Origin of the sequence: Rhodococcus sp. ENV425 (assembly GCF_002887785.1) — a bacterium.
Classification (GTDB): domain Bacteria; phylum Actinomycetota; class Actinomycetes; order Mycobacteriales; family Mycobacteriaceae; genus Rhodococcus; species Rhodococcus aetherivorans.
This window is the reverse complement of the sequence record NZ_PCZU01000156.1, coordinates 13,478-39,330: the sequence shown is the minus strand read 5'-3', so window position 1 is coordinate 39,330 and position 25,853 is coordinate 13,478. Positions and strand designations below refer to the sequence as shown.

At 72.4% G+C, this 25,853-nt stretch carries 24 protein-coding genes and 1 pseudogene; 7 read left to right on the top strand and 18 right to left on the bottom strand.

All coding sequences use genetic code 11. The features are described from left to right. The 4 genes from CQZ88_RS12620 to CQZ88_RS12605 all read right to left on the bottom strand — a co-directional run. The coding region (locus CQZ88_RS12620) for an ATP-dependent helicase (protein WP_258008575.1) at nt 1-3,753 on the bottom strand (3,753 nt) is incomplete at its 3' end. Nucleotides 3,754-3,848: 95 nt separating this feature from the next. After that, nucleotides 3,849-4,412 (bottom strand): hypothetical protein, encoded by a 564-nt coding sequence (locus CQZ88_RS12615; protein ID WP_102799826.1) that lies wholly within the window; start codon nt 4,410-4,412, stop codon nt 3,849-3,851. A gap of 44 nt (nt 4,413-4,456) precedes the next feature. Continuing rightward, on the bottom strand, nt 4,457-5,827 hold the full coding sequence (locus CQZ88_RS12610) for an FAD-binding oxidoreductase (protein ID WP_029547231.1): 1,371 nt from the start codon (nt 5,825-5,827) through the stop codon (nt 4,457-4,459). Further along, nucleotides 5,824-7,368 (bottom strand): AMP-binding protein, encoded by a 1,545-nt coding sequence (locus CQZ88_RS12605; RefSeq protein WP_102799825.1) that lies wholly within the window; start codon nt 7,366-7,368, stop codon nt 5,824-5,826. The genes CQZ88_RS12610 and CQZ88_RS12605 overlap by 4 nt, the downstream gene beginning before the upstream one ends. A gap of 139 nt (nt 7,369-7,507) precedes the next feature. Between CQZ88_RS12605 and CQZ88_RS12600 the strand changes: the two genes are divergently transcribed. Genes CQZ88_RS12600 through CQZ88_RS12590 form a run of 3 tightly spaced genes read left to right on the top strand, consistent with a single transcriptional unit; the run spans nt 7,508 to nt 9,307 of the window. Further along, on the top strand, nt 7,508-8,476 hold the full coding sequence (locus tag CQZ88_RS12600; RefSeq protein WP_102799824.1) for a hypothetical protein: 969 nt from the start codon (nt 7,508-7,510) through the stop codon (nt 8,474-8,476). Nucleotides 8,477-8,498: 22 nt separating this feature from the next. After that, nucleotides 8,499-8,876: a hypothetical protein gene (locus tag CQZ88_RS12595; protein ID WP_102799823.1), complete on the top strand. Its 378-nt coding sequence runs from the start codon at nt 8,499-8,501 to the stop codon at nt 8,874-8,876. Continuing rightward, nucleotides 8,873-9,307: a pyridoxamine 5'-phosphate oxidase family protein gene (locus tag CQZ88_RS12590; RefSeq protein ID WP_029544672.1), complete on the top strand. Its 435-nt coding sequence runs from the start codon at nt 8,873-8,875 to the stop codon at nt 9,305-9,307. Before CQZ88_RS12595 ends, CQZ88_RS12590 begins: the two co-directional genes overlap by 4 nt. 10 nt (nt 9,308-9,317) lie before the next feature. Here the strand turns inward: CQZ88_RS12590 and CQZ88_RS12585 are convergent, their stop codons facing one another. Both CQZ88_RS12585 and CQZ88_RS12580 read right to left on the bottom strand, forming a co-directional pair. Further along, nucleotides 9,318-10,478 carry a hypothetical protein gene (locus tag CQZ88_RS12585; protein ID WP_102799822.1) on the bottom strand — a complete coding sequence of 387 codons (1,161 nt, stop codon included), beginning with the start codon at nt 10,476-10,478 and terminating at the stop codon, nt 9,318-9,320. Continuing rightward, a complete protein-coding gene (locus CQZ88_RS12580) occupies nt 10,475-11,980 on the bottom strand; it encodes an aldehyde dehydrogenase family protein (RefSeq protein ID WP_006939606.1) in 1,506 nt (501 codons plus the stop codon). Before CQZ88_RS12580 ends, CQZ88_RS12585 begins: the two co-directional genes overlap by 4 nt. Nucleotides 11,981-12,016: 36 nt before the next feature. On the opposite strand from CQZ88_RS12580, the gene CQZ88_RS12575 reads away from it, so the two are divergent. Next, nucleotides 12,017-12,466 carry an Lrp/AsnC family transcriptional regulator gene (locus CQZ88_RS12575; RefSeq protein ID WP_006939604.1) on the top strand — a complete coding sequence of 150 codons (450 nt, stop codon included), beginning with the start codon at nt 12,017-12,019 and terminating at the stop codon, nt 12,464-12,466. Nucleotides 12,467-12,532: 66 nt separating this feature from the next. Beyond that, nucleotides 12,533-13,876, top strand: coding sequence for an L-lysine 6-transaminase (gene lat, locus CQZ88_RS12570; protein WP_029544666.1), 1,344 nt, complete (start codon nt 12,533-12,535; stop codon nt 13,874-13,876). A 39-nt stretch (nt 13,877-13,915) separates the two neighbouring features. On the opposite strand, the gene CQZ88_RS12565 is transcribed toward lat, so the two are convergent. Further along, on the bottom strand, nt 13,916-15,745 hold the full coding sequence (locus CQZ88_RS12565; protein ID WP_258008574.1) for an ATP-binding protein: 1,830 nt from the start codon (nt 15,743-15,745) through the stop codon (nt 13,916-13,918). Between the two features lie 541 nt (nt 15,746-16,286). On the opposite strand from CQZ88_RS12565, the gene CQZ88_RS12560 reads away from it, so the two are divergent. Next, nucleotides 16,287-17,072 carry a tyrosine-protein phosphatase gene (locus tag CQZ88_RS12560; protein ID WP_072635603.1) on the top strand — a complete coding sequence of 262 codons (786 nt, stop codon included), beginning with the start codon at nt 16,287-16,289 and terminating at the stop codon, nt 17,070-17,072. Nucleotides 17,073-17,106: 34 nt separating this feature from the next. Here the strand turns inward: CQZ88_RS12560 and CQZ88_RS12555 are convergent, their stop codons facing one another. The 8 genes from CQZ88_RS12555 to CQZ88_RS12520 all read right to left on the bottom strand — a co-directional run bounded on the left by CQZ88_RS12555 (nt 17,107) and on the right by CQZ88_RS12520 (nt 23,471). Then, nucleotides 17,107-17,448 carry a VanZ family protein gene (locus tag CQZ88_RS12555; protein WP_102799821.1) on the bottom strand — a complete coding sequence of 114 codons (342 nt, stop codon included), beginning with the start codon at nt 17,446-17,448 and terminating at the stop codon, nt 17,107-17,109. Further along, a complete protein-coding gene (locus CQZ88_RS12550) occupies nt 17,445-17,705 on the bottom strand; it encodes a hypothetical protein (protein ID WP_006939587.1) in 261 nt (86 codons plus the stop codon). The genes CQZ88_RS12555 and CQZ88_RS12550 overlap by 4 nt, the downstream gene beginning before the upstream one ends. Next, a complete protein-coding gene (locus CQZ88_RS12545) occupies nt 17,706-18,086 on the bottom strand; it encodes a DUF1707 domain-containing protein (protein ID WP_006939585.1) in 381 nt (126 codons plus the stop codon). Nucleotides 18,087-18,106: 20 nt separating this feature from the next. Further along, nucleotides 18,107-18,718, bottom strand: a complete 612-nt coding sequence (locus CQZ88_RS12540) for a DUF1707 domain-containing protein (protein ID WP_065922390.1) — start codon at nt 18,716-18,718, stop codon at nt 18,107-18,109. 83 nt (nt 18,719-18,801) lie between these two features. After that, nucleotides 18,802-20,598, bottom strand: a complete 1,797-nt coding sequence (locus CQZ88_RS12535; RefSeq protein ID WP_006939582.1) for an acetyl/propionyl/methylcrotonyl-CoA carboxylase subunit alpha — start codon at nt 20,596-20,598, stop codon at nt 18,802-18,804. 120 nt (nt 20,599-20,718) lie between these two features. After that, nucleotides 20,719-22,161, bottom strand: a complete 1,443-nt coding sequence (locus CQZ88_RS12530; protein WP_043801431.1) for a condensation domain-containing protein — start codon at nt 22,159-22,161, stop codon at nt 20,719-20,721. A 6-nt stretch (nt 22,162-22,167) separates the two neighbouring features. Further along, the gene (locus CQZ88_RS12525) at nt 22,168-22,581 is read right to left on the bottom strand and encodes a SufE family protein (RefSeq protein WP_006939577.1); all 414 of its coding nucleotides are present in this window, start codon (nt 22,579-22,581) and stop codon (nt 22,168-22,170) included. Next, complete coding sequence (locus CQZ88_RS12520) at nt 22,578-23,471, bottom strand: sulfurtransferase (protein ID WP_029544657.1); 894 nt, start codon at nt 23,469-23,471, stop codon at nt 22,578-22,580. The genes CQZ88_RS12525 and CQZ88_RS12520 overlap by 4 nt, the downstream gene beginning before the upstream one ends. Before the next feature lie 93 nt (nt 23,472-23,564). Between CQZ88_RS12520 and CQZ88_RS30950 the strand changes: the two are divergent. Continuing rightward, nucleotides 23,565-23,965: pseudogene (locus CQZ88_RS30950) on the top strand (group III truncated hemoglobin). Here the strand turns inward: CQZ88_RS30950 and CQZ88_RS12510 are convergent. Genes CQZ88_RS12510 through CQZ88_RS12500 form a run of 3 tightly spaced genes read right to left on the bottom strand, consistent with a single transcriptional unit; the run spans nt 23,931 to nt 25,782 of the window. Then, complete coding sequence (locus CQZ88_RS12510) at nt 23,931-24,293, bottom strand: cupin domain-containing protein (RefSeq protein ID WP_102799820.1); 363 nt, start codon at nt 24,291-24,293, stop codon at nt 23,931-23,933. The pseudogene CQZ88_RS30950 and the gene CQZ88_RS12510 sit on opposite strands and share 35 nt — an antisense overlap. A 9-nt stretch (nt 24,294-24,302) precedes the next feature. Then, complete coding sequence (locus CQZ88_RS12505; protein WP_102799819.1) at nt 24,303-25,100, bottom strand: class I SAM-dependent methyltransferase; 798 nt, start codon at nt 25,098-25,100, stop codon at nt 24,303-24,305. Between the two features lie 25 nt (nt 25,101-25,125). Continuing rightward, a complete protein-coding gene (locus CQZ88_RS12500; RefSeq protein ID WP_029544651.1) occupies nt 25,126-25,782 on the bottom strand; it encodes a nucleoside triphosphate pyrophosphatase in 657 nt (218 codons plus the stop codon). Nucleotides 25,783-25,853 lie beyond the last annotated feature (71 nt).

Below are 25,853 nucleotides of genomic sequence, written 5' to 3'. Positions count from 1 at the left end.
CGCGCGGGAGGTGTCGCCGACGAGGGCGCGCAGCGCGGCCGGCGTGTCCCCCGAGACGAGGCCGGCCCACACGAGATCCCACAGTGCCGAGGCGGTTTCCGTGTCGGTGGTGCCGAGGGCCTCGGTGAGCTGACGGAAGAAGAACGCCCCGCCGCCCGCGAGCGTGTCCAGGATGCCGCGGTGGACGTCGGTCTGTTCGATCTCGGCCGCCGGCGCGAGGGTCAGGGGGGCGGTGTCGGTCAGGTGCAGCGACACCCAGCCGTCCTTGCCGGAGATCTGCCCCGACCCCGCCCACAGCACCTCGCCCGTCGTGGTGAGTTCGTCGAGCATCGCGGGGGAGTAGTCCCGCACCCGCGGCGCGAGGATCAGCGGCTCGAGAGCGCTCGCCGGCACCGGCACCCCGGCCAGTTGCTCGACGACCGCGGCCACCCCGTCCACCCCGCGCAGGCCGCCGCCCACGTGCTGCCACGCCGGCAGGAACCGGCCGAGGGTGGCGGTGCCGACCGGCTCCACCTCGTGTCGTGCCGCCGCGAGCGACCGTCGCCGCAGCCGCCGCAGCACCTCGGTGTCGCACCACTCGGCGCCCGTCGTGCCGGGCCGGAACTCACCTGCGCTGACCCGCTTCTCGGCGGCCAGCCGGTGCAGCACGTCCTGCACCACCGCGGTGCCGAGCCCGAACCGGGCCGCCGCCTCCGCCGCGGTGAACGGGCCGTGGGTGCGGGCGTACCGGCCGATCAGGTCGCCCAGCGGATCGGGCACCGGCTCGACGAACGCCGTCGGCACGCCGATCGGCAACGGCACCCCGAGCGCGTCCCGGAGACGCGAGGCGTCCTCGATGGCCGACCACCGCTCGTGGCCGGCGAAGGACACCTTCAGCACCCGTCGCTGCGCATCCAGCTCGTCGAGCCATGCGGCGGGATCGGCCGTGGTGCGCTCGGCGATCTCGGTCTCGGTCAGCGGGCCGAGCAGCCGGAGCAGGTCCGCGACACCTTCGGCGTCGCGGGCCTTGCGGTCCGGGGCCAGGTGCTGCAGCTCCAGTTCGGCCCGGGCAACGACGTCGGCGTCGAGCAGTTCCCGCAGCTCCACACGCCCGAGCAGTTCGGCGAGCAGTGTCGAGTCCAGCGACAGGGCCGCGGCACGCCGTTCTGCCAGGGGGCTGTCGCCCTCGTACATGAACGCGCCGACGTAGTCGAACAGCAGTGAGGTCGCGAACGGTGACGCGGTGGCCGTCTCGACCTCCACGATGCGGACCTGCCGCCGGGCCACGCGGCCGAGCAGGTCCCGCAGGGCGGGCAGGTCGTAGACGTCCTGCAGGCATTCCCGCACCGTCTCGAGCAGGATCGGGAAGGTGGGGTAGCGACGGGCCACGTCGAGCAGCTGCGCCGAGCGCTGCCGCTGCTGCCACAGCGGCGCCCGCTTGCCGGGCGTGCGCCGCGGCAGCAGCAGTGCCCGCGCCGCGCACTCCCGGAAGCGGGAGGCGAACAGCGCCGAGCCGCCCACCTGCTCGGTGACCAGGTCCTCGATCTCGTCGGTGTCGAAGGCGAACACCTCCGCGCCGGGCGGGGCGTCCTCGGTGTCGGGGAGCCGGACGATGATGCCGTCGTCCGAGGCCGTGGGCGCGGCCTCGACGCCGTACCGGTCGAGCAGCCGTGCGCCCACGGCGAGCGCCCACGGCGCGTGCACGCGCATCCCGTACGGGGAGTGCAGCACGAGGCGCCAGTCGCCGAGTTCGTCGCGGAACCGCTCGACCACCAGGGTCCGGTCGGTGGGCAGGTGGCCGGTGGCGTTGCGCTGCTCCTCGAGCAGCCGTGTCAGGTTGGCGGTCGCGTTGTCGTCGAGGCCGCCGCGACGGCACCGGGCGGCGGCGTCCTCCGGATCGGCGTGCCCCAGTTCGCGTACGAACGCCCCCAGGGCGGCGCCGAGTTCGGCCGGGCGGCCGACTCCGTCACCGTGCCAGAACGGCAGCCTGCCGGGCTGCCCGTAGGCGGGGGAGACCAGCACCCGGTCGAAGGTGATCTCCTCGATGCGCCAGCTCGTCGCGCCGAGCGCGAACACGTCGCCCACCCGGGACTCGTACACCATCTCCTCGTCGAGTTCTCCGACCCGGGTGGCCTTCTCGCCGACCATGTACACGGTGAACAGGCCGCGGTCGGGGATCGTGCCGCCCGAGGTGACGGCCAGCCGCTGCGCGCCCGGCCGGCCGGTGAGGGTGCCGGCGGTGCGATCCCACACCACCCGGGGCCGCAGCTCGGCGAACTCGTCCGACGGGTACCGCCCGGCCAGCAGGTCCAGCGTCGACTCGTACGCCGAGCGGGGCAGCGTCGCGAAGGAGCCGCTGCGCCGCACCGTGTCGAACCACTCGTCCACGTCGAGCGGCTCGAGGGCGACCGCGGCGACGGTCTGCTGGGCGAGCACGTCCAGCGGGTTGGCCGGCACCTGCAGGGCCTCGATGTGCCCGCCCACCATCCGTTCGACCGTGACCGCGCAGTGCACCAGGTCGGTGCGGTGCTTGGGGAACAGCACCCCGCGGGAGACCTCGCCCACCTGGTGGCCCGCCCGCCCGACGCGCTGCAGTCCGCTCGCCACCGACGGTGGTGCCGACACCTGGATCACGAGGTCGACCGCACCCATGTCGATGCCGAGTTCGAGGCTCGAGGTGGCGACGACGCAGCGCAGCCGCCCCGACTTCAGGTCGTCCTCGATCAGCGCCCGCTGGTCCTTGCTCACCGAGCCGTGGTGCGCCCGCGCCAGCAGCGGCTGCGCGCCGAACGCGACCTCGGTGGGCGCCCCGATCTGCGCCGGGGGCGGGGGCCGGCGGTCCACCGCCTCCCCCTCGCGTTCGGCGTGGATCTCGTTGAGCCGGGCCGTCAACCGCTCGGCGAGGCGGCGGGAGTTGGCGAACACGATGGTGGAACGGTGCGCGACGATGAGGTCGACGATCTGCTCCTCGACGTGCGGCCAGATCGACCCGGCCTGCGGAACCCCCGGCATCCCGTCGTCCGAGGGTTCCGGCTGCACGCCCAGTTCGGTCATGTCCTCGACGGGCACCCGCACCGTGAGATCCCACGTCTTGGCGGACGGCGGGGCGACGATGCGGATCGGCGCGGTCCCGGCGAGGAACCGGCCCACCTCCTCGTGCGGGCGCACCGTCGCCGACAGGCCGATCCGCTGCGCCGGCCGCCCGAGCAGCAGATCGAGCCGTTCGAGAGAAAGGGCAAGGTGCGCACCGCGTTTCGTTCCGGCGACGGCGTGCACCTCGTCGACGATGACGGTCTCCACGCCGGCGAGCGTCTCGCGCGCCGCGGAGGTGAGCATGAGGAACAGCGACTCGGGGGTGGTGATGAGGATGTCCGGCGGGGTGCGGATCAGGGCGCGCCGGTCCGCCGCCGACGTGTCGCCCGAGCGTACGCCGACGGTGATCTCCGGCGGCTCGAGGCCGAGCCGCCGCGCGGTCTGGGTGATGCCGACCAGCGGCGAGCGCAGGTTCCGTTCCACGTCCACCGCGAGGGCCTTGAGCGGGGAGACGTAGAGCACGCGGGTGCCGGAGTGCTCGGTCGGGGTGGCCGCGAGGCGGTCGAGCGACCACAGGAACGCCGAGAGTGTCTTACCCGACCCGGTGGGGGCCACCACCAGGGTGTGCGCGCCGGACGAGATCGACTCCCAGGCCCCGAGCTGCGCGGGGGTCGGGGCCTCGAACGCGCCCGCGAACCACTGCCGGGTGGGCTCGGAGAAACGGGTCAGGACGTCGGTCACCGTTCCATGGTGCACCGCCGGTACGACACGCCGGAGGTTTCCCGGACGCCGCGCTCGTGCCGGTGGCCCCCGGCCGGCGGGTCGGGGGCCGGACGTCAGTCGGCCAGCGCGAACCGAGCGAGCTGCGCGCAGTGGTGAGCCGACCATCGGCACTTGCCGTTGCGCATCACGCGTCCGACGAGTGCGGCGGCGGCGGGCTCCCACGGCACGGCGGCGAACTGCGCGCGGCTGGCGGGTCCGTCGGACCAGCCGATCGACACGACCGGCCCGTCGGGGCGGAACCGCAGGTCCGAGTGGGCCGCCGCGAGCACGTCCACGCTCGTTCCGGCGGCCGCCTCGAGGTCGTCGACGGCCACGGTGACCCGGCCGCCGATCCGGCGGGGCTGCGCCGCCGGGGCCTCCACGTACAGCCCCGCGGCCTCGATCGCGCCGACGTGCACGCTCACCAGCGGTTCCGCCTCGATGGAGCCGTCGTGCGGCGGCAGGCACACCACCGACCAGTACTCGCGTTCACTCATCCTCGGGTTGGGCACCGCGGCGCGCACGTAGTCGCGCAGCCAGGCTGTCGCCGCGGCGAACTCCGGGTACTGCTCGAACGTCCGGTAGCGGGTGTCGCGCAGCGGCAGGCCCGCCGGCGACAAGGGCGTACGGGCGTTCACTGGATTCGGTCCTCACGCACGCGGCCACCGTACTCGATCTTGCTTCAGAGGATGACGCCCGGATTGAGGATGGATTCCGGGTCGAGCGCCGCCTTGATCCGCCGGGTCAGGGCCATCACGTCGGGACCCACCTGATCCGGCAGCCACGCCTTCTTCAGCCGGCCCACCCCGTGCTCCCCGGTGATGGTGCCGCCCAGCGCGATCGCCAGGTCCATGATCTGCCCGAAGGCCACGTGCGCGCGGGCCGTCTGGTCGGCGTCGGCGGGGTCGTACACGATCAGCGGATGGGTGTTGCCGTCGCCGGCGTGCGCGATCACCGCCACCGTCACCGCATTGCGGTCGGCGATCTCGGCGACACCCCCGACCAGTGCCGGCAGGGCCGGCAGGGGCACGCCGACATCCTCGAGCAGCAGGCTGCCGGTCCGTTCGACCGCCGGGATGGCCATCCGCCGCGCCGCCGCGAACGCCTCGCCCTCCTCGGGGTCGTCGGTCGAGAACACCTCCTCGGCACCGGCGTCCTCGCACGCCCGCACCATCGTCGCGATCTCCTGCGCCGAGGCCGTGCCGGGCGCGTCGGACCGGGCGATGAGCATCGCCTCGGTGTCGCGGTCCAGTCCCATGTGCAGCGCGTCCTCGACCGCATTGATCGAGGCGCGGTCCATGAACTCGAGCATCGCCGGGCGCAACGTGGCCGTCACGGCCAGCACCGCGTCGGCCGCGGCCTGGACCGAGCCGAACGTGGCGACCATCGTCGATGCCGGCGGTTGCGGCGGGAGGAGCCGCAGGGTCACCTCGGTGATGATGCCGAGGGTGCCCTCGCTGCCGACGAACAGCTTGGTCAGCGACAGGCCCGCCACGTCCTTGAGGCGGGGTCCGCCGAGCCGCACCGCGGTGCCGTCGGCGAGCACCACCTCGAGGCCGAGGACGTAGTCCGTGGTGACGCCGTACTTCACGCAGCACAGCCCCCCGGCGTTGGTCGCCGCGTTGCCGCCGATCGTGCACATCTCGAACGAGGACGGGTCGGGCGGATACCACAGCCCGTGCTCGGCCGCGGCCCGCTTGACCTCGGCGTTGAGCAGTCCCGGCTGGACGACCGCCGTGCGGGTGACCGGGTCCACGGTGATCGCCCGCATCCGCTCGGTGCTCAGCACGATCCCGCCCGGCACCCCGCCCGCCCCGCCGGACAGGCTGGTGCCCGCGCCGCGCGGCACCACGGGCACCCGGTGGGCGCTCGCCCACCGCAGTGTGGCTTGCACGTCCGCCGTGCGCGTGGCCCGCACGACCGCGCGCGGCACCGCCGCGTCCGGATCGCGGGCCCAGTCCTGCCGGTACCCGGCGAGCAGGTCCGGATCGGTGATCAGCGCGCCGGCCGGGAGCTGGTCGGCGAGCTCGGCGAGATCGGCGGACACGGTCAGCCTGCCGGGGTGAGGTAGCGGGCGCGCAGCTTGTGTTTGACGAGCTTGCCGGTGGGCGTGCGCGGCAGGTCGTCGGAGAATTCGATGCTGCGCGGCGCCTTGAAGTGGGAGACGCGCTCGCGGACGAAGTCGAGGAGCTCGCGCTCGACCTCGGGTCCGGGCTCGACGCCGTCGGCGAGCTGGACGACGGCCTTGACCTCCTCGCCCATCTCCTCGTTGGGGACCCCGATCACCGCGACGTCGTACACCTTGGGGTGCAGGGTGAGGACGTTCTCGGATTCCTGCGGGTAGATGTTCACGCCGCCGGAGATGATCGTGAACGCGGCCCGGTCGGTGAGGTACAGGTAGCGCTCCTCGTCGAGGTATCCGATGTCGCCGCTGGTGGTCCAGGTCGGATGATCGGGGTGCGTCGCCTCCTCGGTCTTCTCCGGGTCGTTGTGGTACTCGAACGGTCGCTCGTCGCGCTCCCACCACACCGTGCCGGTGGCACCGACCGGCAGCTCGGCGCCGCTGTCGTCGCAGATGTGGACGACGCCCATCACGCCGTCGCGACCCACGGATCCCGGGTGTGCAAGCGCCTGCTCCGAGTCGATGAACGTGGCCCCGGCGCCCTCGGTGGAGGCGTAGTACTCGTACACGATCGGGCCCCACCACTCGATCATGGCGCGCTTGATCTCCGGCGGGCACGGCGCCGCCGCGTGGATGGCGACCTTCAGGCTCGACATGTCGTACTTGCCGCGCACCTCCTCGGGGAGCTTGAGCATCCGTACGAACATCGTCGGCACCCACTGGCTGTGGGTGACGCGGTAACGCTCGATCAGGGCGAGCGCCTCCTCCGGCTCGAACCGGTCCATGAGGACCACCGTGCCCCCGACGGACTGCACCACTCCGCAGAAGCGAAGCGGCGCAGCGTGATACAGCGGGGCCGGGCACAGGTACACCGACTCGGCATCGAAGCCGTACATCGGGGCGAACACCGCCGTGTAGGGGTCCGGGACGTCCTGGACCTGTCCCTCGGGCAGCTTCGGCTTGATGCCCTTGGGCCGGCCGGTGGTGCCCGAGGAGTAGAGCATGTCCTGACCACGCGGCTGCGACTCCAGCGGCGAGGCGTCGAATGCCGCGAGCGCGTGGGCGTAGTCGTCGAAGCCGGGCAGTGCACCGCCGTACACGAGCCGGCGGATCACGTTCGGGTAAGCCCCGGAACGGGTGTCGATCGCGGTCGCCGCGCCCGCCGAGGCGAGGAGCACCTTCGCGCCGCAGTCGTTGACCACGTAGGCGGCCTCGGCGGGGGTGAGGTGCCAGTTGACCACCGTGACGTACAGGCCGGAACGCAGCGCCGCCCAGTAGACCTCCATCACCCGCAGGTCGTTGTCCGAGATCAGCGCGATGTGGTCGCCCGGCTCGAGTCCGGCGGCGCGCAGGTATTTCGCGAGGCGGACGGAGCTCTCGTCGAGCTGCCGGTAGGTGAGCGATTCCCCGGTGGCGGGCCGCACGATGGCGGGCTTGTCGGGGGTCGTGGCGACGAAGTTCCCAGGAAACATGCCCCTTGGTCTACCACAGCTGTGGCCCGGGTCACGTGAGCCGAGAGGCGCTCGGCGCAACTGCTCGACCGGCCCGTCCGGTCGGCGTACCCTCACCCGCACGTGAACGGCACCGGAGCATGCGGACGGGAGGGACGACGTGGCGCTCGCTCTCGAGAAGGACCGCCTGGTGTTCGAGTTCCCCGAGGTGCACGCCGCCGCCCGCATGGCCGTCTCGTTCCACCGCACCCTGCGGGTGCCGGACGACGGCAACACCTACCCGTTGCCGCCCGGCCTGGGACGGTTCCCGCTGCGGGCTGTCGCCGGACTCGACGACGCCCGGATACCGGACTCGTGGCGGTCCCGCGGCGGACTGGTGATGCCGATGTGGCAGTCGGAGGCGTGCTGGCTCGGGTTCGAGTCCCGGTACCCGTTCCTGGTGAAGGTCGCCGCCGGGGACGTCGACGCGCTCACCGGCGAAACCTGGTCGCCGGTGCCGGACTTCGAACGCGAGGACTACCTCGAGGTGCCGGCGCAACCGTGGCTCGACGGCTTCGTCGTGGCGCAGGGGCGGGTGCGCCAGTTCGTCGCGATGCCGCTCGGTTCCGGCTACGGCGTCGAGGAGCAGCTGCGGTCCGGGCCGGCGCAGGGCGGGATCCGCATCGCGGCGTACCCCATACGGGCGCGACGATGGGAGGAACGTGCCGAGTTCGACGCCCGGCGTCCGATGCACTCCTTCGCGCCGGCCGCGGCCATGGGGCTCGGTGCCGGCGGGTCCGTCGAGCAGGGCGTCGCCACCCCGGTCGAACCGCACGATGCGTGGGACCTCGACCACCGCTCGGTCGTCGACGTGCACCTGGTGACCAGCGAGCAGTGGCGCACGGTCACCGGGGAGGACCCACCGACCCGGCCCCTGGCCGCCGCCGACTACACCGGGCGCGGATTCCCGTGGTTCGAGCTCTACGACGAGACCGTCGCGCGGCAGGGGGCGCAGCCGCTCGCGGACGTCGACACGGTCGCCGACGTCGGGCGGCGCCGCGGGGAGCCGTTGCCCGGCAACGAGACCGTCACGGTGCCCGAACCGATCCGGATCCGGCCGGCCCCGCGCGATCCCGGCCGCCGCGGATGATCCGGCGGTATCGTCTGTCGGCATGGGGCGGATCACCCAGCGCGTCGAACCGGAACCGCTTGCCGGCAGGCTGCTCGAGCACGGTCGGGCGGCGATCGCGTTCGACGACGCCGGTGCGGTCACCGCGCTGCCCGCGCGGGTCCGGCGACGCGACGGCGAGTTGTGGGTCGGTGTGCCGCGGGAGTCGGTGCCGCCGTCGGCCGGTCTCGACCGGGTCACCGTCCTGCTCGACGACGGCGAATTCTGGTTCGAGCTGCGGGCGGTGAACTGGCGCGGACGCCTCGCCGCGGCGGATGCCCCCGCCCCCGACGGTCGCGAGGACCTCGCCTGGTTCGTGTTCACGCCCCGGCGGGCCACCGCGTGGGACTACGCGACCCTGCACGAGGAGCGGGACGCGTGAAGGCCGACGACGCCGTCGTGCGCGACTTCCTCGACCGTGCCCTCGTCGCGCGCCTGGCAACCCGCTCCCCGAAGGGCGCGGCGGCCCTGGCCCCGCTGTGGTTCGTGCAGGTCGACGGCCGGTTGTACTTCGGCACCGGTCGCAGCACCGTGGCGGCGCGCAACGCGGCCGCGAATCCCGACGTCGTGGTGCTGCTCGACGACGGCGAGCGGGGACCCGTCCTGCGGCTGCACGGCCGGGCCACCGTGCGGCCGGGCGGGCCACCGGCGGCCGTCATGGCCCGCTTCGGCCGGAAGTACTACCTGGCCGGGTGGCGCTCGGAACTGTCCCACGCGCGGAGCTGGCTCCTGCGTACGCGGTACTACGGCCGGACCGAACCGGCCACGATCGTCGTCGAACCGGGGGAGGCCGAGCTGCTGCGGCGGCCCTGAGGGGTGCCTCTCACGACGGCGGTCCGGCGTTCACGGCTGCGACGTGCCGCAGCCACTCGGCGAGCGCCTGGAATCGCTGCCGGTCGGGATGGTGGAACACCACCGTGTCGGGATCCGCCGACGCCGGCGCGCCGTCCCGGCCGCTGCCCGTCACGATCCGGAGCATGCCGTCGGTCTGGGGCAGCGCCGGGCGGAACTGCACGTCCACCACGTCCCGCAGACGGATCCGCTTGGGCGTCAACGGAACCGGACCCAACGCCCGCGCCACGGGGCCCTCCCGCAGGATCCACAGCCGGTCGCCCTGCACGACGATCTGCCCGCCCCACCCGTGGTACCGGTGCATCGGCAGCACCGGGTCGGGCGGGTCGGCGACCGGGCCGGGCGCCAGCCGCGGCACGACCACCGGCGGTCCGTCCAGGACGCGCTCGTCGATCTCGTCGGCCGGCGTCACCGACACCGTCACCTCGGCCGCCAGCCGGGATCCGCTCACCGCGGCCCGCGCGGCGGTGCGGAGTCCACGCGCGGACAGGTGCGTCACGATCGGCAGCAGACGTGCACTGGACCGCCGGCCGAGGTATCCGCACGCCCGGTCGTCCACCCGCACCTCTACCAGCGCGCCGTCCGCCTCGTGGAGGGTGACGAGCAGGGCGTACTTGCCGGGCGGGTCGGCGTAGGGGTGCAGCAGGTCGAAGTGTCGTTCCTCCCCGGTGACCTGGAGGGTCCGGCCCGGGGGCAGCAGCGTGTAGGGCACGTCCGGAGGATCGTTGCGGGGCACCAGTCGGGCCGGGGCACCGAGGCTGACCGAGACGCGGGCGATGACGCGGCCGCTGCGGGCCGGGTCGTCGTTGTAGGCGCCCGCATCGGCGGCCCAGATGCGGCCCGGCACGGTCGGCAGATACCCGCCTGCGACGACACGGCGGAGCACCGGCCCGTAGCGCAGCGCGTCGCCGTCGCCGAGGATGCCCAGCGTCAGCCCGTCCGCGCGCACGCTGACGCCGTGTGTCTCCGGCAGCAGGGACACCTCCCTCCGGATCTCGGCGCCGGCCGGCTCGAACGCCGCGCCGAGGGTCCGCACGATGTGGTCGGTCCACGCGAACTCGCCCTCGATCTCGGTGTCGAACCGGTCCGGTCGGCACCCCCACAGTCGGTACGGAACCAGCTTGTCGCTCAACCGAACTCCACACCCTGCGCCAGCGGCAGATCGTCGGAGTAGTTGATCGTGTTGGTGGCGCGGCGCATGTACGCCTTCCACGAGTCCGAACCCGACTCGCGGCCGCCGCCGGTCTCCTTCTCGCCGCCGAACGCGCCCCCGATCTCCGCGCCGGAGGTGCCGATGTTGACATTGGCGATGCCGCAGTCCGAGGCGGCGAGGAAGCGCTCGGCCTCGCGCTGGTCGGTGGTGAAGATGGACGACGAAAGTCCTTGGGGTACCCCGTTGTGCAGGGCGATCGCCTCGTCGAAGCCGTCGTAGGTCAGCACGTAGAGGATCGGGGCGAACGTCTCCTCCCGCACCACGTCCGTCTGCGCCGGCATCCGCACGACCGCGGGCCGGACGTACACCCCGTCACCGGGGACCTCGACCGCGTCGCCGCCGGTGACGAGAATGCCGCCGTCGAGTTCGGCGCGCTCGAGCGCGGTCCGCATCGCGGCGTGGGCACGGCCGTCGATCAGCGGTCCGACGAGCACCCCGTCGTCGAACGGATCGCCCACCCGCAGCCCCGAGTAGGCCTTGGCGATCCGCTCGGTCAGCTCGTCGACGACGGAGCGGTGGGCGATCAGCCGTCGCAGGGTGGTGCAGCGCTGCCCGGCGGTGCCGGCCGCGGCGAACACCACGGCCCGCACGGCGAGGTCGAGGTCGGCGGAGGGGCCGACGATCGCGCCGTTGTTGCCGCCGAGTTCGAGCAGGCAGCGCCCGAACCGCGCCGCCACCCGGGGCGCGACGATGCGGCCCATCCGGATCGAGCCCGTCGCGCTGACCAGCGCGACGCGCGGATCGTCGACCAGCGCCTCGCCGACGGCGGCGTCGCCGACCAGGACGTGGTGCAGGCCGGCGGGGGCGCCTACGTCGCCCGCGGCCCGCTCGAGCAGCGCGTGGCAGGCCAGCGCCGTGAGCGGGGTCTTCTCGGAGGGCTTCCACACCACCGGATCGCCGCACACGAGCGCGATCGCGGTGTTCCAGGACCACACGGCGACGGGGAAGTTGAACGCAGAGATCACCGCGACCACCCCCAGCGGATGCCACGTCTCCATCAGCCGGTGGCCGGGTCGCTCGGAGGGCATCGTGCGGCCGTAGAGCTGGCGCGAGAGGCCGACCGCGAACTCGCAGATGTCGATCATCTCCTGCACCTCGCCGAGCGCTTCGGAGGGGATCTTCCCGGCCTCGAGCGTGACGAGCTCGGCGAGATCGGACTTGTGCTCGCCGAGCAGGTCCCCGAGCCTGCGGACCAGCCGTCCCCGCATCGGCGCCGGGACCTGCCGCCAGTGCCCGAAGGCCGCGCTCGCCGCGGCGACCGTGGCGTCGACGTCCGCGGCGCGGGCGGGGTGCAACCGCGCGAGCTCCGAGCCGTCGATCGGGCTGGTGACCGTGTGGGCGCCGTCGAGGGCGGGGGCGCTCGCCCCGCAGCGACGCAGCGCGGCCGCGGCGCGATCGTGCAGATTGCCAGTCGGATTCATCGTCGATGTCCTTTCCGGTTCGATTAGCCTGCGCTGATGGCGGAAAACTCGAAGGAGTCCCTGGACGAGATCGACCGGCTGCTCATGCGCGAACTGGTGGTGGACGGCCGGGCGACGCTGGCCACTCTCGCCGAGAAGGCCGGATTGTCGATCTCCGCGGTGCAGTCCCGGGTTCGCCGCCTCGAAGCCCGGCAGGTGATCCGCGGATACGCGGCGAAGGTCGATCCCGAAGCGCTCGGGTTGATGCTGTCGGCGTTCGTCGCGATCACCCCTCTCGACCCGTCCCAACCCGATGACGCGCCGGCGCGGCTGCGGCACATCGACGCCATCGAATCCTGCCACTCCGTGGCGGGGGACGAGAGCTACATCCTGCTCGTGCGCGTCGCCTCGCCTCGGGCGCTCGAACAACTGCTCCAGGAGATCCGCGCGACGGCGAATGTGGCCACCCGCAGCACCGTCATCCTCCAAACATTTTACGAACGATAGTCGAAGGAAGGGGTGATCTTCCTTTATCGCGCCGATCTTGGCGGAACTTTGACGTACTCTCTGGGCATGAGCACTGCATTCCGACACCCGGACGGTGCCCGCGAGCTGCCCCCGAGCCGGGTACACGCCGTTCTGCGCGAACATCTGCTGGTGGACGGGTTCGACCTCGTCCTCGACCTCGACCGATCGCGGGGCGTGCGGCTCGTCGATCAACGGGACGGCACGACCTACCTCGACATGTTCGGGTTCTTCGCATCCTCCGCGCTCGGGATGAACCCGCCCGACATCGTCGACGACCCGGCGTTCGCCGCCGAACTCGCTACGGCCGCCGCGAACAAGCCCAGCAACTCCGACATCTACACGGTGGCGATGGCCCGGTTCGTCGACACCTTCGCGCGGGTGCTCGGCGACCCGGCCCTGCCGCACCTGTTCTTCGTCGACGGCGGCGGGCTCGCGGTGGAGAACGCACTCAAGGCGGCCTTCGACTGGAAGAGCCGGCTCAACGAGGCGCGCGGACTCGGCTCCGACCTCGGGGGCAGCGTTCTCCACCTGACCGAGGCATTCCACGGTCGCACCGGCTACACGATGTCCCTCACCAACACGGACCCGATCAAGACGGCCCGGTACCCCAAGTTCCGCTGGCCGCGCATCGACGCGCCCTACCTCGCCGACGACCGCGACGTCGAGGCCGCGGAGGCGCATGCGCTGCAGCAGGCGCGCCGGGCGTTCGCCGAGAATCCGCACGACATCGCGTGTTTCATCGCCGAACCCATCCAGGGCGAGGGCGGCGACCATCACTTCCGGCCGCAGTTCTTCCAGGCCATGGCGGAACTGTGCCGCCGTCACGATGCGCTGCTGATCTTCGACGAGGTGCAGACCGGCGTCGGGCTGACGGGAACCACCTGGGCGTACCAGCAGTTCGGCGTCGCACCCGACATCGTCGCCTTCGGTAAGAAGACCCAGGTCTGCGGCATCATGGCCGGCGGCCGGATCGACGAGATCCCCGACAACGTCTTCATGGTCTCGTCGCGGCTCAACTCCACCTGGGGTGGCAGCCTGACCGACATGGTCCGCGCCCGGCGCATTCTGGAGGTGATCGAGCGGGACCGGCTCGTCGACCGGGCGCGCATGACCGGGGCGCATCTGCTGTCCGGGCTGAACCAGCTCGCCGGCCGCCACCGGCTGGTCGGCGAGCCGCGCGGACGCGGCCTGATGTGCGCGTTCACCCTGCCCACGCCCACCGTCCGCGACGCCGTGCTCACCCGCCTGCGGGTCGACGAGCACGTGCTGATGATCGGAACCGGGCAGCGCGGCATCCGGTTCCGGCCGCCGCTGACGGTCACCACCGCCGAACTGGACGAGGCGCTCGACGCGCTGGACCGCGTGCTGGGAGAGGTGGCACGGCACTGATCCGCCGGGCCGGGAACCGTCCGGCAGAGTCGGACCCGGTCAGGACTCGACGTCGAGGTGGAACGGGAGCGTGACGTCGACGGTCGTGCCGCGGCCCTCGGGACTGTCGAGCACGAGGTCCCCGCCGAGAGCCTCGGTCCGATCCCGCAGCCCGTCCAGCCCCCCGCCGGGCGTCGGCCGCGCGCCACCGCATCCGTCGTCACGGATCGTCATGCGCAGCGCATCACCCGCCCGGTGCAGGCAGATGCGGACGGCGGTGGCCCCGGAGTGCTTTCCGGCATTGGTGACGGCCTCCGCCCCGATGAGGTACGCGGCGAGCTCGACGGGAGGCGAGGGCCGGCCGGGGAGGCCGTCGTCGATGCCGACGGGCACGGGTGCCCGCTCGGCCAGCGAGCGCAGCGCAGCCGCGAGCCCGCGCTCGGTGAGCACCGCCGGGTAGACACCCCGGGCGAGCTCCCGCAGTTCCGTCAGGGCGGTGTCGAGTTCGGCGGCACCGTCCGCGAGCAGCCGGCGCAGATCGGCCTCCTCCCCGGCGCGCTGGGCGCGGCGCAACAACAGCGACGCGGCGACGAGCCGTTGCTGCGCACCGTCGTGCAGGTCGCGCTCGAGGCGTCGCCGCTGGATGTCGCCGGCCGCGACGATCCGTTCGCGGGAGCGCCGTACCTCGTCGAGCCGGAGCTGCAGGTCCGCCTGCAACCGTTCGTGCTCAAGAGCCAGCGCGGTGGCGCTGTGGACCGCGGCGAGCAGCTCGGGTTGGGTCTCGAGGGACGGGTCGTACACCAAGGCCCCCACGGGAGTGCCGCCGCGTTCGAGGATGGTCGCCGCGCGAGAATCGGAAGGGCGGGGAAGAGCGTGGACCGACCCGTCCGGATCGACGTAGGCCGCGCGCTCCGGCGCATAGGTCCACAGCACCAGGCTCGGGTCGTGCACGGCCCGCCGCAGCGCGTCGACGAATCCGACACCGATGGGGGCGGAACCGATCTCCACCATCGCGTCGCTGACCGCAGCACGCGCCAGCCGGTACCGGACGAGACCGACCGCCACCGCCAGCGGAAACAGCGCCGTGGTCGGGTAGCGCAGGTTGAGCACCCACGGCGGGGGCGACCAGGGAAGGCTCACCGCACTCGACAGCACCACGATCGTGATCACCGCCGAGAGGCCGTACGCGACGCCGAGCGGCGCGAAGCCGGCCCGGTACGCCGGTGAGCCCGAACGCCAGCGAACGATCACCACCAGCACGAGCGTGCCCACGATCAGGAACGCGCAGAACCCGACGACGAGCTGCACCGCCTGTGCCAGGGACGGATCATCTCGGAGCAGAAGAAGATTCGTCGACGTCGACGGTGATGCCGCGGGTGCGGTCCGCGGATCGAAGAACAGCCACTCGGCCACGATGCCGATCGTGGCGAGAAGCCACGCGGCGCCCACGAACAGACGCTGCCACCGTCGGTGCAGCCGGCCGGTCGGGAACCCGATCAGGGCCTGCAGCAGGACGGGCAGATACAGGTTCGTCGCCGCCACGCCGACGGTGAAGGCCACGGGCTCGCCGGAACGTCGCAGGCCGCCGAGGAACCACAACAGGCCGGCCATGAGGATGAGGGGCCCGCTCAGGTCGTGCGGGCGGTTGTTCCATGCGATCGCTCCGGAGACGACGAATGCGACTCCGGTGCCGAGGAACAGCGCGAGTTCGGTGGGCCCGAACACCGGCAGGAACGGCCCCTCGGCGGCGGCGAAGGATTCCCGCGGCCCGAGGAGCAGCGTGCGGGCCGGATCCCGCAGCGCCGCCGGCGACCAGTCCACCGCCGCGGCGATCGCCGCGACCAGCACCGCGGTGACCACGACGAGCAGCTGGATGACTCGGTGCCGCACGGCCGGCCTCCTCCCGGACCGTCTCGGTCTCCTCCCGGACCGTCTCAGTCTCCTCCCGCGCCGTCGCCGGCACCACCGTGCTGGCACGGACCGCGTGCGGGTGTCACCACGGTCCCGCATTCCGGTGTCACCACGGATGCAGCGACGGGGGCCGAACCGCACAGTTGTGGTGGGTCCGGAACCCGCCGGGCCGCACGGAAGCGGTAGCGGTAGCGAGAGCGCCGCAAGAACCGAAGGAGAAGGTCATGCGGTTCACCATCATCGTGAATGCCCTCACGAACCTGCTGCCGCTCGTGTTGCCCGACGACGCGAGCATCAAGGACGTCATCCGCGCCCTCACGCGGTAGTGGGTGGGTCCTGTGACACTCGGCTGCCGGCGAATCCGGCACTCGCGTCGATCGCCCGGATCTCCGCGTGCGCCCGGCGCCGCTCCGGCGGATCGGACCGGGTGCACCGATCCGGACGGGTGAACCGACCCGGTTAGGGTGGGCGCATGTCGGACTCCGCCGGTCGTCCCGGTACCCCCACCTCCCGAGGGCCGATGCCCGGTCCCGAAGCGACCTCGATACCGAACCTGCGCGATGTCGGTGGATACGCCACGCGCGACGGTGCGTCGGTGCGCCGGGGCATCGTCTTCCGGTCCACCGACCTGAGCCGGGTGACCGACGCCGATGCGCGGGTGCTGTCCGGGCTCGGCCTGGCGACTGTCGTGGACCTGCGGACCGAACCGGAGCGGCAGGCGGCGCCGGACCGGCTCCCGGAGGGTGTGCGTACCCTCGCCCTCGACGTGCTCGCCGACCGCGAGCACGGTTCGATCGCCGCGCACATGAAGGAGCTTCTGACCGACGCCGCGTTCGCCCGCGAGGTCCTCGGGGACGGGCGCGGCGCCGAATACCTGCGGGGCAGTTACCGTGACTTCGTCCTGCTGCCGAGCGCCCGCGCCGCATACCGGACGTTGTTGCAGACCCTGCTGACCGGCGACGCCGACCCGGTGCTCGTGCACTGCACCACCGGCAAGGACCGCACGGGGTGGGCGTCGGCCGTCCTGCTGCTCGCGCTGGGCGTGGACGAGGACACCGTCTTCGAGGACTACCTGCTCACCAACGAGCTGCTGCTGCCGGTGTTCGCCCCGGTCCTCGAAGCGCTCACGGCGAAGGGGGTGCCCCGCGGGGACCTCGAATCCGTCCTCGGTGTCCGCGCCGAGTACCTCGCGACGGCGCTCGCGGCGGCGGAGGAGGCGTTCGGGTCGTTCGACCGCTACCTGAGCGACGCCCTGGGGCTCACGGACTCCGGTCGGGCGCTGCTACGGCAACGACTCCTGGAATGAGGGCCGGGGGAGCGGACGGCGCAGGCGCCGGGCCCTACGGTTCCGAGCGACTCCGTCGGCGTACGGCCTCGAACACCGTGACACCGATCGCCACGCCGAGCAGATCCGCGCACCAGTCCCACACCGACCCCGACCGCCGGACCGCGACGGTCGCCTGCAGGACCTCCGTGACCCCCCCGTACACCGCGAGCCACGCGACGGTCGCGGCGGGCGGGATCCGGGCGAAGCGGGACGCGTACGCGAGCACCGCGAACATCAGTGCGTGCGTGATCTTGTCGGCGTGCGGGAACGCCGACGGAGTCGTATCGCCCGGCAGCATGAGCAGCACGGTGACGACCACGAGCGTGAGCGCCACCGGAACGAACCTGGCGGTCATGTAGATTCGGTGACCGCCATGTTCCAGGCGCTCTCGGCGAACCGGCGCACGGCGGCCAACGCGGCGGCCAGCGCATCCTCGCAACCGGGTTCGGCCGACCCGGTCAGCGTCCCGTCCGGCCGGAGTTCCACGGTGGCTTCGACATCGGCGGTCGTCGCCTCCCGCACCGACCAGTGGTAGCCCGTGCCGGCGGCCCACTCGTCGGGGCGTTCGGCGAGCAGGTACCAGTTGCCGGCGTTGATCTCGACGGGGTCCACTCAGCAGCCGCCCTTCGTGCCCTTGGTCGCGGAGTACAGGATGCCTGCGGCCGGGATCAGCAGGAACCACAACCAGTTGTCGAAGACGAAGAACAGCAGGAGGGCGACGAGGGGGATCAGCCCCATGGCGGCGGTGCGCCACCTCTCCCGCTGCTCGGCCTTCGCGGTGTCGTCCACCGGCGCAGGCGTGTTCGGGGTCGCCGGGGGAAGGTCGGTGAACAGGGCGTCGAGTTCGGCGCGGGTGGTGGCGGCGGCCGCCTTCGCGCTGCGCTCGTCGAACTCGACGAGGGTGAGCCTGCCCGCACCGAAGTGCTCACCGAGCAGGTTCAGTGCCTGTTCGCGTTCGACGGTGCCGATGCGGACCTCGGGGGAGTCGGCCATGGGTCCACACTAATGGGTCGTCAGCGACCGGTCCCGCCGGTCCCGGTCCGGAATGCCCGGGAGATGATCAGGATCAGCGCGACGGCGGAGATCAGCAGCGCGATGGGGTGCCGCAGCACCAGCGCCGGCGCGACGGCGAACATGCTCATCGTCAGCAGCCACACCAGGTCCGGGACGTCGCGCGTCGCGGATGGCTGTGGGTCCCGGGAGTGCGGGTCCCGGGCGGCGGGGGCGGGGAGCGGCGGGACGTCGCGGAGAAAGGCCGGCTCGGCCGTGCGCGGTCGTCCGCCGCGGGCGCGGGCGGCAAGGACGGCGACGGTGGCGGCGACCGTCGCGCCCGTCATGATCCACACGTTCGGTTCCAGGAGTTGGTAGAACGCGACCAGTCCGAGGGCCACGACCGGGACCAGAAGCCACCATCCGCGCCGGTGCCCGTCGGCCCGGCCGGTCACGGTGGGCAGGTCGGTGAACAGGACCGCGAGATCGCGGCGGGTGACGGCGGCGGCGATGCGGCCGCTGCGGTCCTCGAACTCGGTGAGGGTGAGGCGACCGGCACCGAAGTGCTCGCCGAGCAGGCGCTGGGCCTGTTCGCGCTCGGCCGTGCCGATACGGACCTCCGGTGAATCGGCCATATCACCACCCTAGTCCCGGAACGAACGACGGCGCGCCCCGTGAATCCGAGGATTCGCGGGGCGCGCCGTCGCAGGCGGAACTGCTACTTGAGCTCGGCGAGCACCGTGCCCTGGGTGATGGCGGCGCCGGGCTCGACCGACAGGCCGGTGACGACGCCGGCCTTGTGCGCGTTGACCGGGTTCTCCATCTTCATGGCCTCGAGCACCACGATCAGGTCACCCTCGGCGACCTCCTGACCCTCGGAGACCGCGACCTTGACGACGGTGCCCTGCATCGGCGCGGTCACCGCGTCACCGGAGGCCTTGCCGCCGTGGGCGCCGCCCCGCTTGCGCGGCTTCGGCTTCTTGCGGAGCGCCCCGCCGGCGGCACCGCCGCCGGCGCCGAGGGTGAACTGGCCGGGCAGCGACACCTCGACGCGGCGGCCGCCGACCTCGACGACGACGTTCTGCCGCGGCAGCGCCTCGTCCTCGTCCTCGGGGGCGACCCCACCGCCGGTGTACGGCTCGACGGTGTTCTCCCACTCGGTCTCGATCCACTTGGTGTAGACGTCGAACTTCTCGCCGTCCCCGACGAAGGCGGGGTGCTCGACGATGTGCCGGTGGAACGGGATCACGGTGGCCAGGCCGTCGACCTCGAACTCGGCGAGGGCGCGGCGAGCACGCTCGAGGGCCTGGGTGCGGGTCTCGCCCGTGACGATCAGCTTGGCGAGCATCGAGTCGAACTGGCCGCCGATGACGTCGCCCTGCACCACACCGGAGTCGACGCGCACGCCCGGGCCCGAGGGCTCGCGGTACACGCTGATCGGACCGGGGGCCGGCAGGAAGCCGCGGCCGGCGTCCTCACCGTTGATGCGGAACTCGAACGCATGCCCGCGCGGGGCCGGGTCCTCGGTGAGCTCGAGCTTCTCGCCGTTGGCGATGCGGAACTGCTGGCGCACCAGGTCGATGCCGGCGGTCTCCTCGGTGACCGGGTGCTCGACCTGCAGGCGGGTGTTGACCTCGAGGAAGGACACCGTGTCGCCCTGGACCAGGTACTCGACCGTGCCGGCGCCGTAGTAGCCGGCCTCGCGGCAGATGGCCTTGGCGGACTCGTGGATGCGGCGGCGCTGCTCGTCGGTCAGGAACGGCGCGGGGGCCTCCTCGACGAGCTTCTGGAAGCGGCGCTGCAGCGAGCAGTCGCGGGTGCCGGCGACGATGACGTTGCCGTGCTGGTCGGCGATGACCTGCGCCTCCACGTGGCGCGCCTTGTCGAGGTACTGCTCGACGAAGCACTCGCCCCGGCCGAAGGCGGCGATGGCCTCGCGGGTCGCGGACTCGAACAGCTCGGGGATCTCCTCGATGGTGTGCGCGACCTTCATGCCGCGGCCGCCACCACCGAAGGCCGCCTTGATCGCGACCGGCACGCCGTACTGCTTCGCGAACTCGACGACCTCGTCGGCGTTCTTGACGGGATCCTTGGTGCCGGCGGCCATGGGTGCCTTGGCGCGCTCGGCGATGTGCCGCGCGGTGACCTTGTCGCCGAGGTCGCGGATGGCCTGCGGGGAGGGGCCGATCCAGATCAGACCGGCGTCGATCACGGCCTGCGCGAAGTCGGCGTTCTCGGACAGGAAGCCGTAGCCGGGGTGGATCGCGTCGGCACCGGACTTGCGGGCGGCGTCGAGGATCTTGTCGAACACCAGGTAGGACTCGGCGGAGGTTTGGCCACCGAGCGCGAATGCCTCGTCGGCGAGCTTCACGAACTGGGCGTCGGCGTCGGGTTCTGCGTAGACGGCCACGCTCCCGTAACCGGCATCCTTGGCGGCTCGGATGACCCGCACAGCGATCTCGCCGCGGTTGGCGACGAGCACCTTCGTGATGTGCGCGCTGGCATGACTGGGCACGGAGCCTCCTGTTGATCGATCGTTAGGTTATTGCCGTCTCTGGGAGTGTAGGCGCCAATCCGATAGACGATGTAACCGGATAGCCCCTACACCCTACGGGTCGCCCGGAACCCGGCAACATTACCGGCCGGTAGCGGAAGCGCCCTCGTTCCCGTGTTCCGGCGTGTCCCACTCGCGGCCCTCGCTCGCCTCGTGCATCAATTCCCGGACCCGCTCGACGAACGACGGCACGTTGGCCGCGGCGGTCGGCGTGTCGGGAAACCGGCCCGCCAGGTTCACTCCCTTCGGGCTGCGGTTGAACCACAGGAACACGTCGTGCGTGTAGCTGCGGCTGCGCAGCGTCCGGGCGTTCCACTGCGGCCACTGCGCGGCCATGGGGACGAAGCGAACGTCCATGTACGACACCAGGAATCGCGGTCGCATGGGTACCTCGAGCAGTTCGCCGACCAGGTCGAACGGCACCCGGGCGCTCGCCCGCGTGCGGCGCAGCTCGGCGCCCGCGCGCGCCGTGAGCGTCGCGAAGTCCGTGGCCCCGGCCGCATCGATGTCGACCGGGCGCAGCCCCACGAACCAGCCGAGGGCCCCGGCCCACATCGGACCGCTGCGGGTGTGGGATGGCGCGATCGTCCGGAACCGGTCGACCCCGGCGAGCTCGACCGTGGCGCGGGCGAGGCACGCGAGCGTGCCGGCGAAGAAGCCGTGCCCGGCCTCCCGGCAGCGGGCGGCGAAGCGGTTGGCCCGGTCGTCGTCGAGCATCCGCGTCGACAGACGGCGCTGCGGCACCGCACCGGCCGGCCGGGGGCCGAGGGGCAACGGGAACTCGGGCATCGCGCCGCCGCCGGCGGTCAGGGCCTCCCGCCAGATCCGCACGGCCTCGTGCTCGCCGGCCAGATCGGCGGCGTCCGCCCGCTCCGCGGCACCGAAGTCGATGTAGCTGCCCACGGGGAACAGTCCGGCCGGCCGGCCGGACCGTTCCTGCTCGTACAGGGCCGTGATCTCGTGGGCGACCAGCACGACCGAGTAGGCGTCGGCGACGGCGTGGTCGGCGGCGAAGAACACCGTGAACGACGCCGCGGACGCGTCCCCGTCCTCGGGCTCGAGGGTGGCGAAGACATACGCCGGCCACGTGTGCGGCTCGGTGCAGTCGGCCAGCAGTTGCTCGAGGTGCTCGCGGATGTCGTCCGGGGCGGACGGCAGGTGCCGGACGTATCGGACCGACACCGCGCCCGGCGGCGCGGTCCGCCGGGTCACGCCGCCGGAGCCGACGGCGCCGTCACCGCTCAGGACGACCTGGCTGCGCAGCGGTTCGTGCCGGTCGATCCACCGCTCCAGGGCGCGCCGGAACGGCTCCTCCTCGAGGCGTCCCGCGACCTCGAAGGCGGTGCCCAGCCACGCGTCCGGGACGTCGCCGTACCGGCTGCCCGCGGTGCGCCGCAGATGTGCCTCGTGCACGTACGACACCGGTCGCGGATCGGTGCTCCAGGCATCCGCTGCGACGCACGGCAGCCATTCGGTCAGTACACCCGCCGGGATGGGGTAGTCCTCGAGTTCGGTGAACTCCATGGCATCTCAGGAACGCAGATGCCGCTTGATGCGCGCCAGCATCGCGCTCATTCCCCGCAGGCGCAGCGGGCTGACCGCGTCGGCCAGCCCGAGGGCCGAGTAGAAGTCGTCGGGCACCTCGAGGATCTGCTCGGCGCTGAGACCGTCGAGCCCCTGATGCAGGATCGATGCGAATCCGCGGGTGGTCGGGGCCTCGGGGGGCGCGCTGAAGTGCAGCCGCACGTGCTCCCGGTCGGCCGTATCGACCGACAGGAACAGCGGCGACTGACATTCGGGGACCGGCTCCATCGCCGCTTCCTCGAGCTCGGCCGGGATCGGCGGGAGTTCCCGGCTGAACTCGAGCAGCAGCTGCAGCTTGTCCTGGCCCTCGACGGCAGCGAAATCGTCGACGATCTCGGCGAGGGGAGCGGGCAGGGTCACCGGGCCGGCACCTCTCCGGGCTCCTCGCCCTTGACGATCGGCACCCGCACCGCGTTGCCCCACTCGGTCCACGACCCGTCGTAGTTGCGCACGTGCTGGTAGCCGAGCAGGTAGGTCAGCACGAACCAGGTGTGGCTGGACCGTTCCCCGATGCGGCAGTAGGCGATGACGTCGGAGTCCGGCGCGATGTCGGCGTAGATCTCCTCGAGCTCGGGGCGCGACCGGAACCGGCCGTCCGGCGCCGCCGCGCGGGCCCACGGGATGGACACGGCCGTGGGGATGTGGCCGCCGCGCAGGGCGCCCTCCTCGGGGTAGTCCGGCATGTGGGTGCGCTCGCCGGTGTACTCCTGCGGGGAACGCACGTCCACGAGCGGGCCCTTGCCGAGATGGTCCAGCACGTCGTCCTTGAACGCCCGGATCGCGGCGTCGTCCCGCTCGACCACCGGGTAGCCGGTGGTGGTGCTCACCGGGATGTCGAGGGTGGTGTCGCGGTTCTCGGCGATCCAGGCGTCGCGGCCGCCGTCGAGCAGGCGCACGTCCTCGTGGCCGAACAGGGTGAACACCCACATCGCGTACGCGGCCCACCAGTTGGACTTGTCGCCGTAGACGACGACCGTGTCGGTGCGGCGGATGCCCTTGCGGTCCATGAGGGCGGCGAACCGCGTGCCGTCGATGTAGTCGCGGGTGACCGGGTCGTTGAGGTCGAGATGCCAGTCGATCTTCACGGCGCCGGGGATGTGGCCGACGTCGTAGAGCAACACGTCCTCGTCCGATTCGACGACCTTCACCTCGGGCGCACCCAGATGGGCGGACAGCCACTCCGTCGACACCAGGCGGGTCGGATCGGCGTAGGCGGCGAAGGACGGGTTGGCGTCGGGCGCGACGGGCACAGGTGGCTCCTGAGGCAGTGGTGACAGTTCGGTGATCGGCAATCCGGTGACGACGAGGTGCGCCGTCGATTCTAGGCGGTACCGTCGGGACACGTGCTGCGCTCCCCGTCCGCCCCGACCGACCTCGCGACGCGCGCCGACATCGATCGGCTCCTGCGCCGGTTCTACGACCGGGCGCTGACGGATCCGGACCTCGAGGCGGCGTTCGCGACGCTGGCCGTCGTGGGTCTCGACGAGCACCTGCCGGTCGTCGGGGACTTCTGGGAGCAGGTCCTGTTCGGCACCGGCCGTTATCGGGGCCGGCTGGTTCCGGTGCACACGGCCCTGCACCGGCAGCACGGTCTCGGCGCGGCGCGCTTCGACCGCTGGGTGCGGTTGTGGACGGACAGCGTCGAGCGCTGTTCGCCGGCGCGAACGCGGACCGGGCCAAGGCGAAGGCGGCCGCGATCGCGGCGGCGCTCAGCGCGCAGCTGGATCGAGCATCGTCAGCATGAGCCGGGACGGCTCGACGGCCCGCACCGCGTGCGGCAGGCGGGTGGTCATGTGCACCCCCCCGCCGGGCTCGAGATCCACGGTGCGCCCGTCGGCGGTGACCTGCAGGTGGCCCGTGAGGGCCTGCAGCAGCACCGGGAACGCGGCCGTGTGCTCGCGCAGTTCCTGCCCGGCGTCGAACGCGAAGATCACCACGCGGGCGCCCTCGGCCACGAGGACGCGCTGTGGGCGCGGCCGGTCGGGGTAGGGCTCGACGGCGTCGCGGACGTCGGCGAGATACGACAGGGCGGGGGTCGCGGGTTCGGGCTGCGGCGCGGCGGCGGGGCTCACGACCGCAGGCTACCGCGGCTTCGTCGCGACGATCGCCACGGCCGCGATCGACCTGCGGTACGTCGTGAACGTCGCGCGCATGCCCAGCACCCGCGTGCGGGCGTCGCCGTCGCGCAGCACGTTGCGCACGAAGCGCAGGGTGCCGACGACGCCCTCGTCGGCGACGAACCGGGCGGGCTGCAGCAGCGCCATCGGGGCGAGCCGCACGACGTCGACGCTCAGGCCCGCCTCGGTGAGCAGGGTTCGCCACTCGCCGACGGTGAGCGGCCGGGCATTGACCTTGATGGACCGGGCCAGGCCCTGCCGGATCTCCGTCTTCACCGCATCGTCGAGCTCGTCGGGGACGAGGGCGAGTTCGTGGATCGCGTACCGGCCGCCCGGGCGCAGCGTCCGCACGGCCTCGGCGACGATGCGCGCCTTGGCCGCGTCGGTCTGCATGGTGAGCATGGCCTCCCCGACGACGACGTCGGCGCCGGCGTCGGGGAGGCCGGTGGCAGCGGCGTCCGCGACGACGCAGCGGCCGCGGTCGCCGATCGAGGCGCGGGTCAGCTCGGCCGCGGCCTCGTCGTGTTCGACGCCGGTGTACGACAGCGGCGCCAGGTCCAGGATCTCCCGCGCGGTGCGGCCGAGGCCGGGCGCGAGTTCGACGACGTCGCTGCCCTCGATGTCCGCATCCACGAGCAGGCGGGTGGTCATCCCCGCGCCTCCGGGGCGCAGCACGCGCTTGCCGAGCCGGGCGAGCAGCCAGTGGCCGGGCAGGTGTGCGGAGTCGCGCTCGGACATGGGCAGGGCACGGGAATCGCTCATGCCCCGATGCTAAGGCAAGGCAAGCCTAAACTGAAGGGCTTTCGGCCGTGTTCGCGGCCCACAGCCGCGCCACCGACACCCCCACGTCGGCCAGGAGCCGACGCACCAGCGGCAGGCCGATCCCGATCACCGAGGAGGGATCGCCCTCGATGCGCTCCACGAACCAGCCGCCGAGGCTGTCGAGCGTGAACGCCCCCGCCACCTGCAGCGGCTCGCCGCTGGCCAGGTACGCCTCGAGGTCGTCCGCGGTGGGGCGGCCGAAGTGGACGGTGGTGCTGCTGTGGTCGGCGGCCTGGGCGACGACCTCGCCGTCCCGCAGGCGCAGGACGCTGTGCCCGGTGAGCAGGTCGGCGCTGCGTCCCGCCATCGCCCGCCAGCGCTCGCGCGCCACCTCGACCGTCCCCGGTTTGCCCTGCAACTGCCCGTCGACGAGCAGCATCGAGTCGCAGCCCACGACGAGGGTGTCGTCGCCGAGGCTGTCCCGGACCAGGCCGGGCACCACGTCCGCCGCCTTCGCGCGAGCCAATTCGGTGACCACCACCGCGGGCGGTGCCCCGGGACCGAGTGCGGCGGCGAGCGCATCCTCGTCCACCGCGGACACCCGCACGATGGGCGCGACGCCGGCCGACCGCAGCACTGACAACCGGGCCGGGGACGCCGACGCGAGCACCAGCCTCGCCATGATCAGCCCAGGTTCGGGTACGAGTACGGCGAGAACGGCGCCGTCCGGCGGTGCATCCGGGTGGGGTCGCC

Coding starts and splice junctions, on each gene's coding strand:
- lat (WP_029544666.1), top strand. CDS start 12,533: ATGAGCACTGCATTCCGACACCCGGACGGTGCCCGCGAGCTGCCCCCG.
- CQZ88_RS12575 (WP_006939604.1), top strand. CDS start 12,017: ATGGCGGAAAACTCGAAGGAGTCCCTGGACGAGATCGACCGGCTGCTC.
- CQZ88_RS12500 (WP_029544651.1), bottom strand. CDS start 25,782: ATGGCGAGGCTGGTGCTCGCGTCGGCGTCCCCGGCCCGGTTGTCAGTG.
- CQZ88_RS12560 (WP_072635603.1), top strand. CDS start 16,287: ATGCCCGGTCCCGAAGCGACCTCGATACCGAACCTGCGCGATGTCGGT.
- CQZ88_RS12530 (WP_043801431.1), bottom strand. CDS start 22,161: ATGGAGTTCACCGAACTCGAGGACTACCCCATCCCGGCGGGTGTACTG.
- CQZ88_RS12505 (WP_102799819.1), bottom strand. CDS start 25,100: ATGAGCGATTCCCGTGCCCTGCCCATGTCCGAGCGCGACTCCGCACAC.
- CQZ88_RS12545 (WP_006939585.1), bottom strand. CDS start 18,086: ATGGCCGACTCCCCCGAGGTCCGCATCGGCACCGTCGAACGCGAACAG.
- CQZ88_RS12580 (WP_006939606.1), bottom strand. CDS start 11,980: ATGAATCCGACTGGCAATCTGCACGATCGCGCCGCGGCCGCGCTGCGT.
- CQZ88_RS12605 (WP_102799825.1), bottom strand. CDS start 7,368: ATGTTTCCTGGGAACTTCGTCGCCACGACCCCCGACAAGCCCGCCATC.
- CQZ88_RS12540 (WP_065922390.1), bottom strand. CDS start 18,718: ATGGCCGATTCACCGGAGGTCCGTATCGGCACGGCCGAGCGCGAACAG.
- CQZ88_RS12595 (WP_102799823.1), top strand. CDS start 8,499: ATGGGGCGGATCACCCAGCGCGTCGAACCGGAACCGCTTGCCGGCAGG.
- CQZ88_RS12555 (WP_102799821.1), bottom strand. CDS start 17,448: ATGACCGCCAGGTTCGTTCCGGTGGCGCTCACGCTCGTGGTCGTCACC.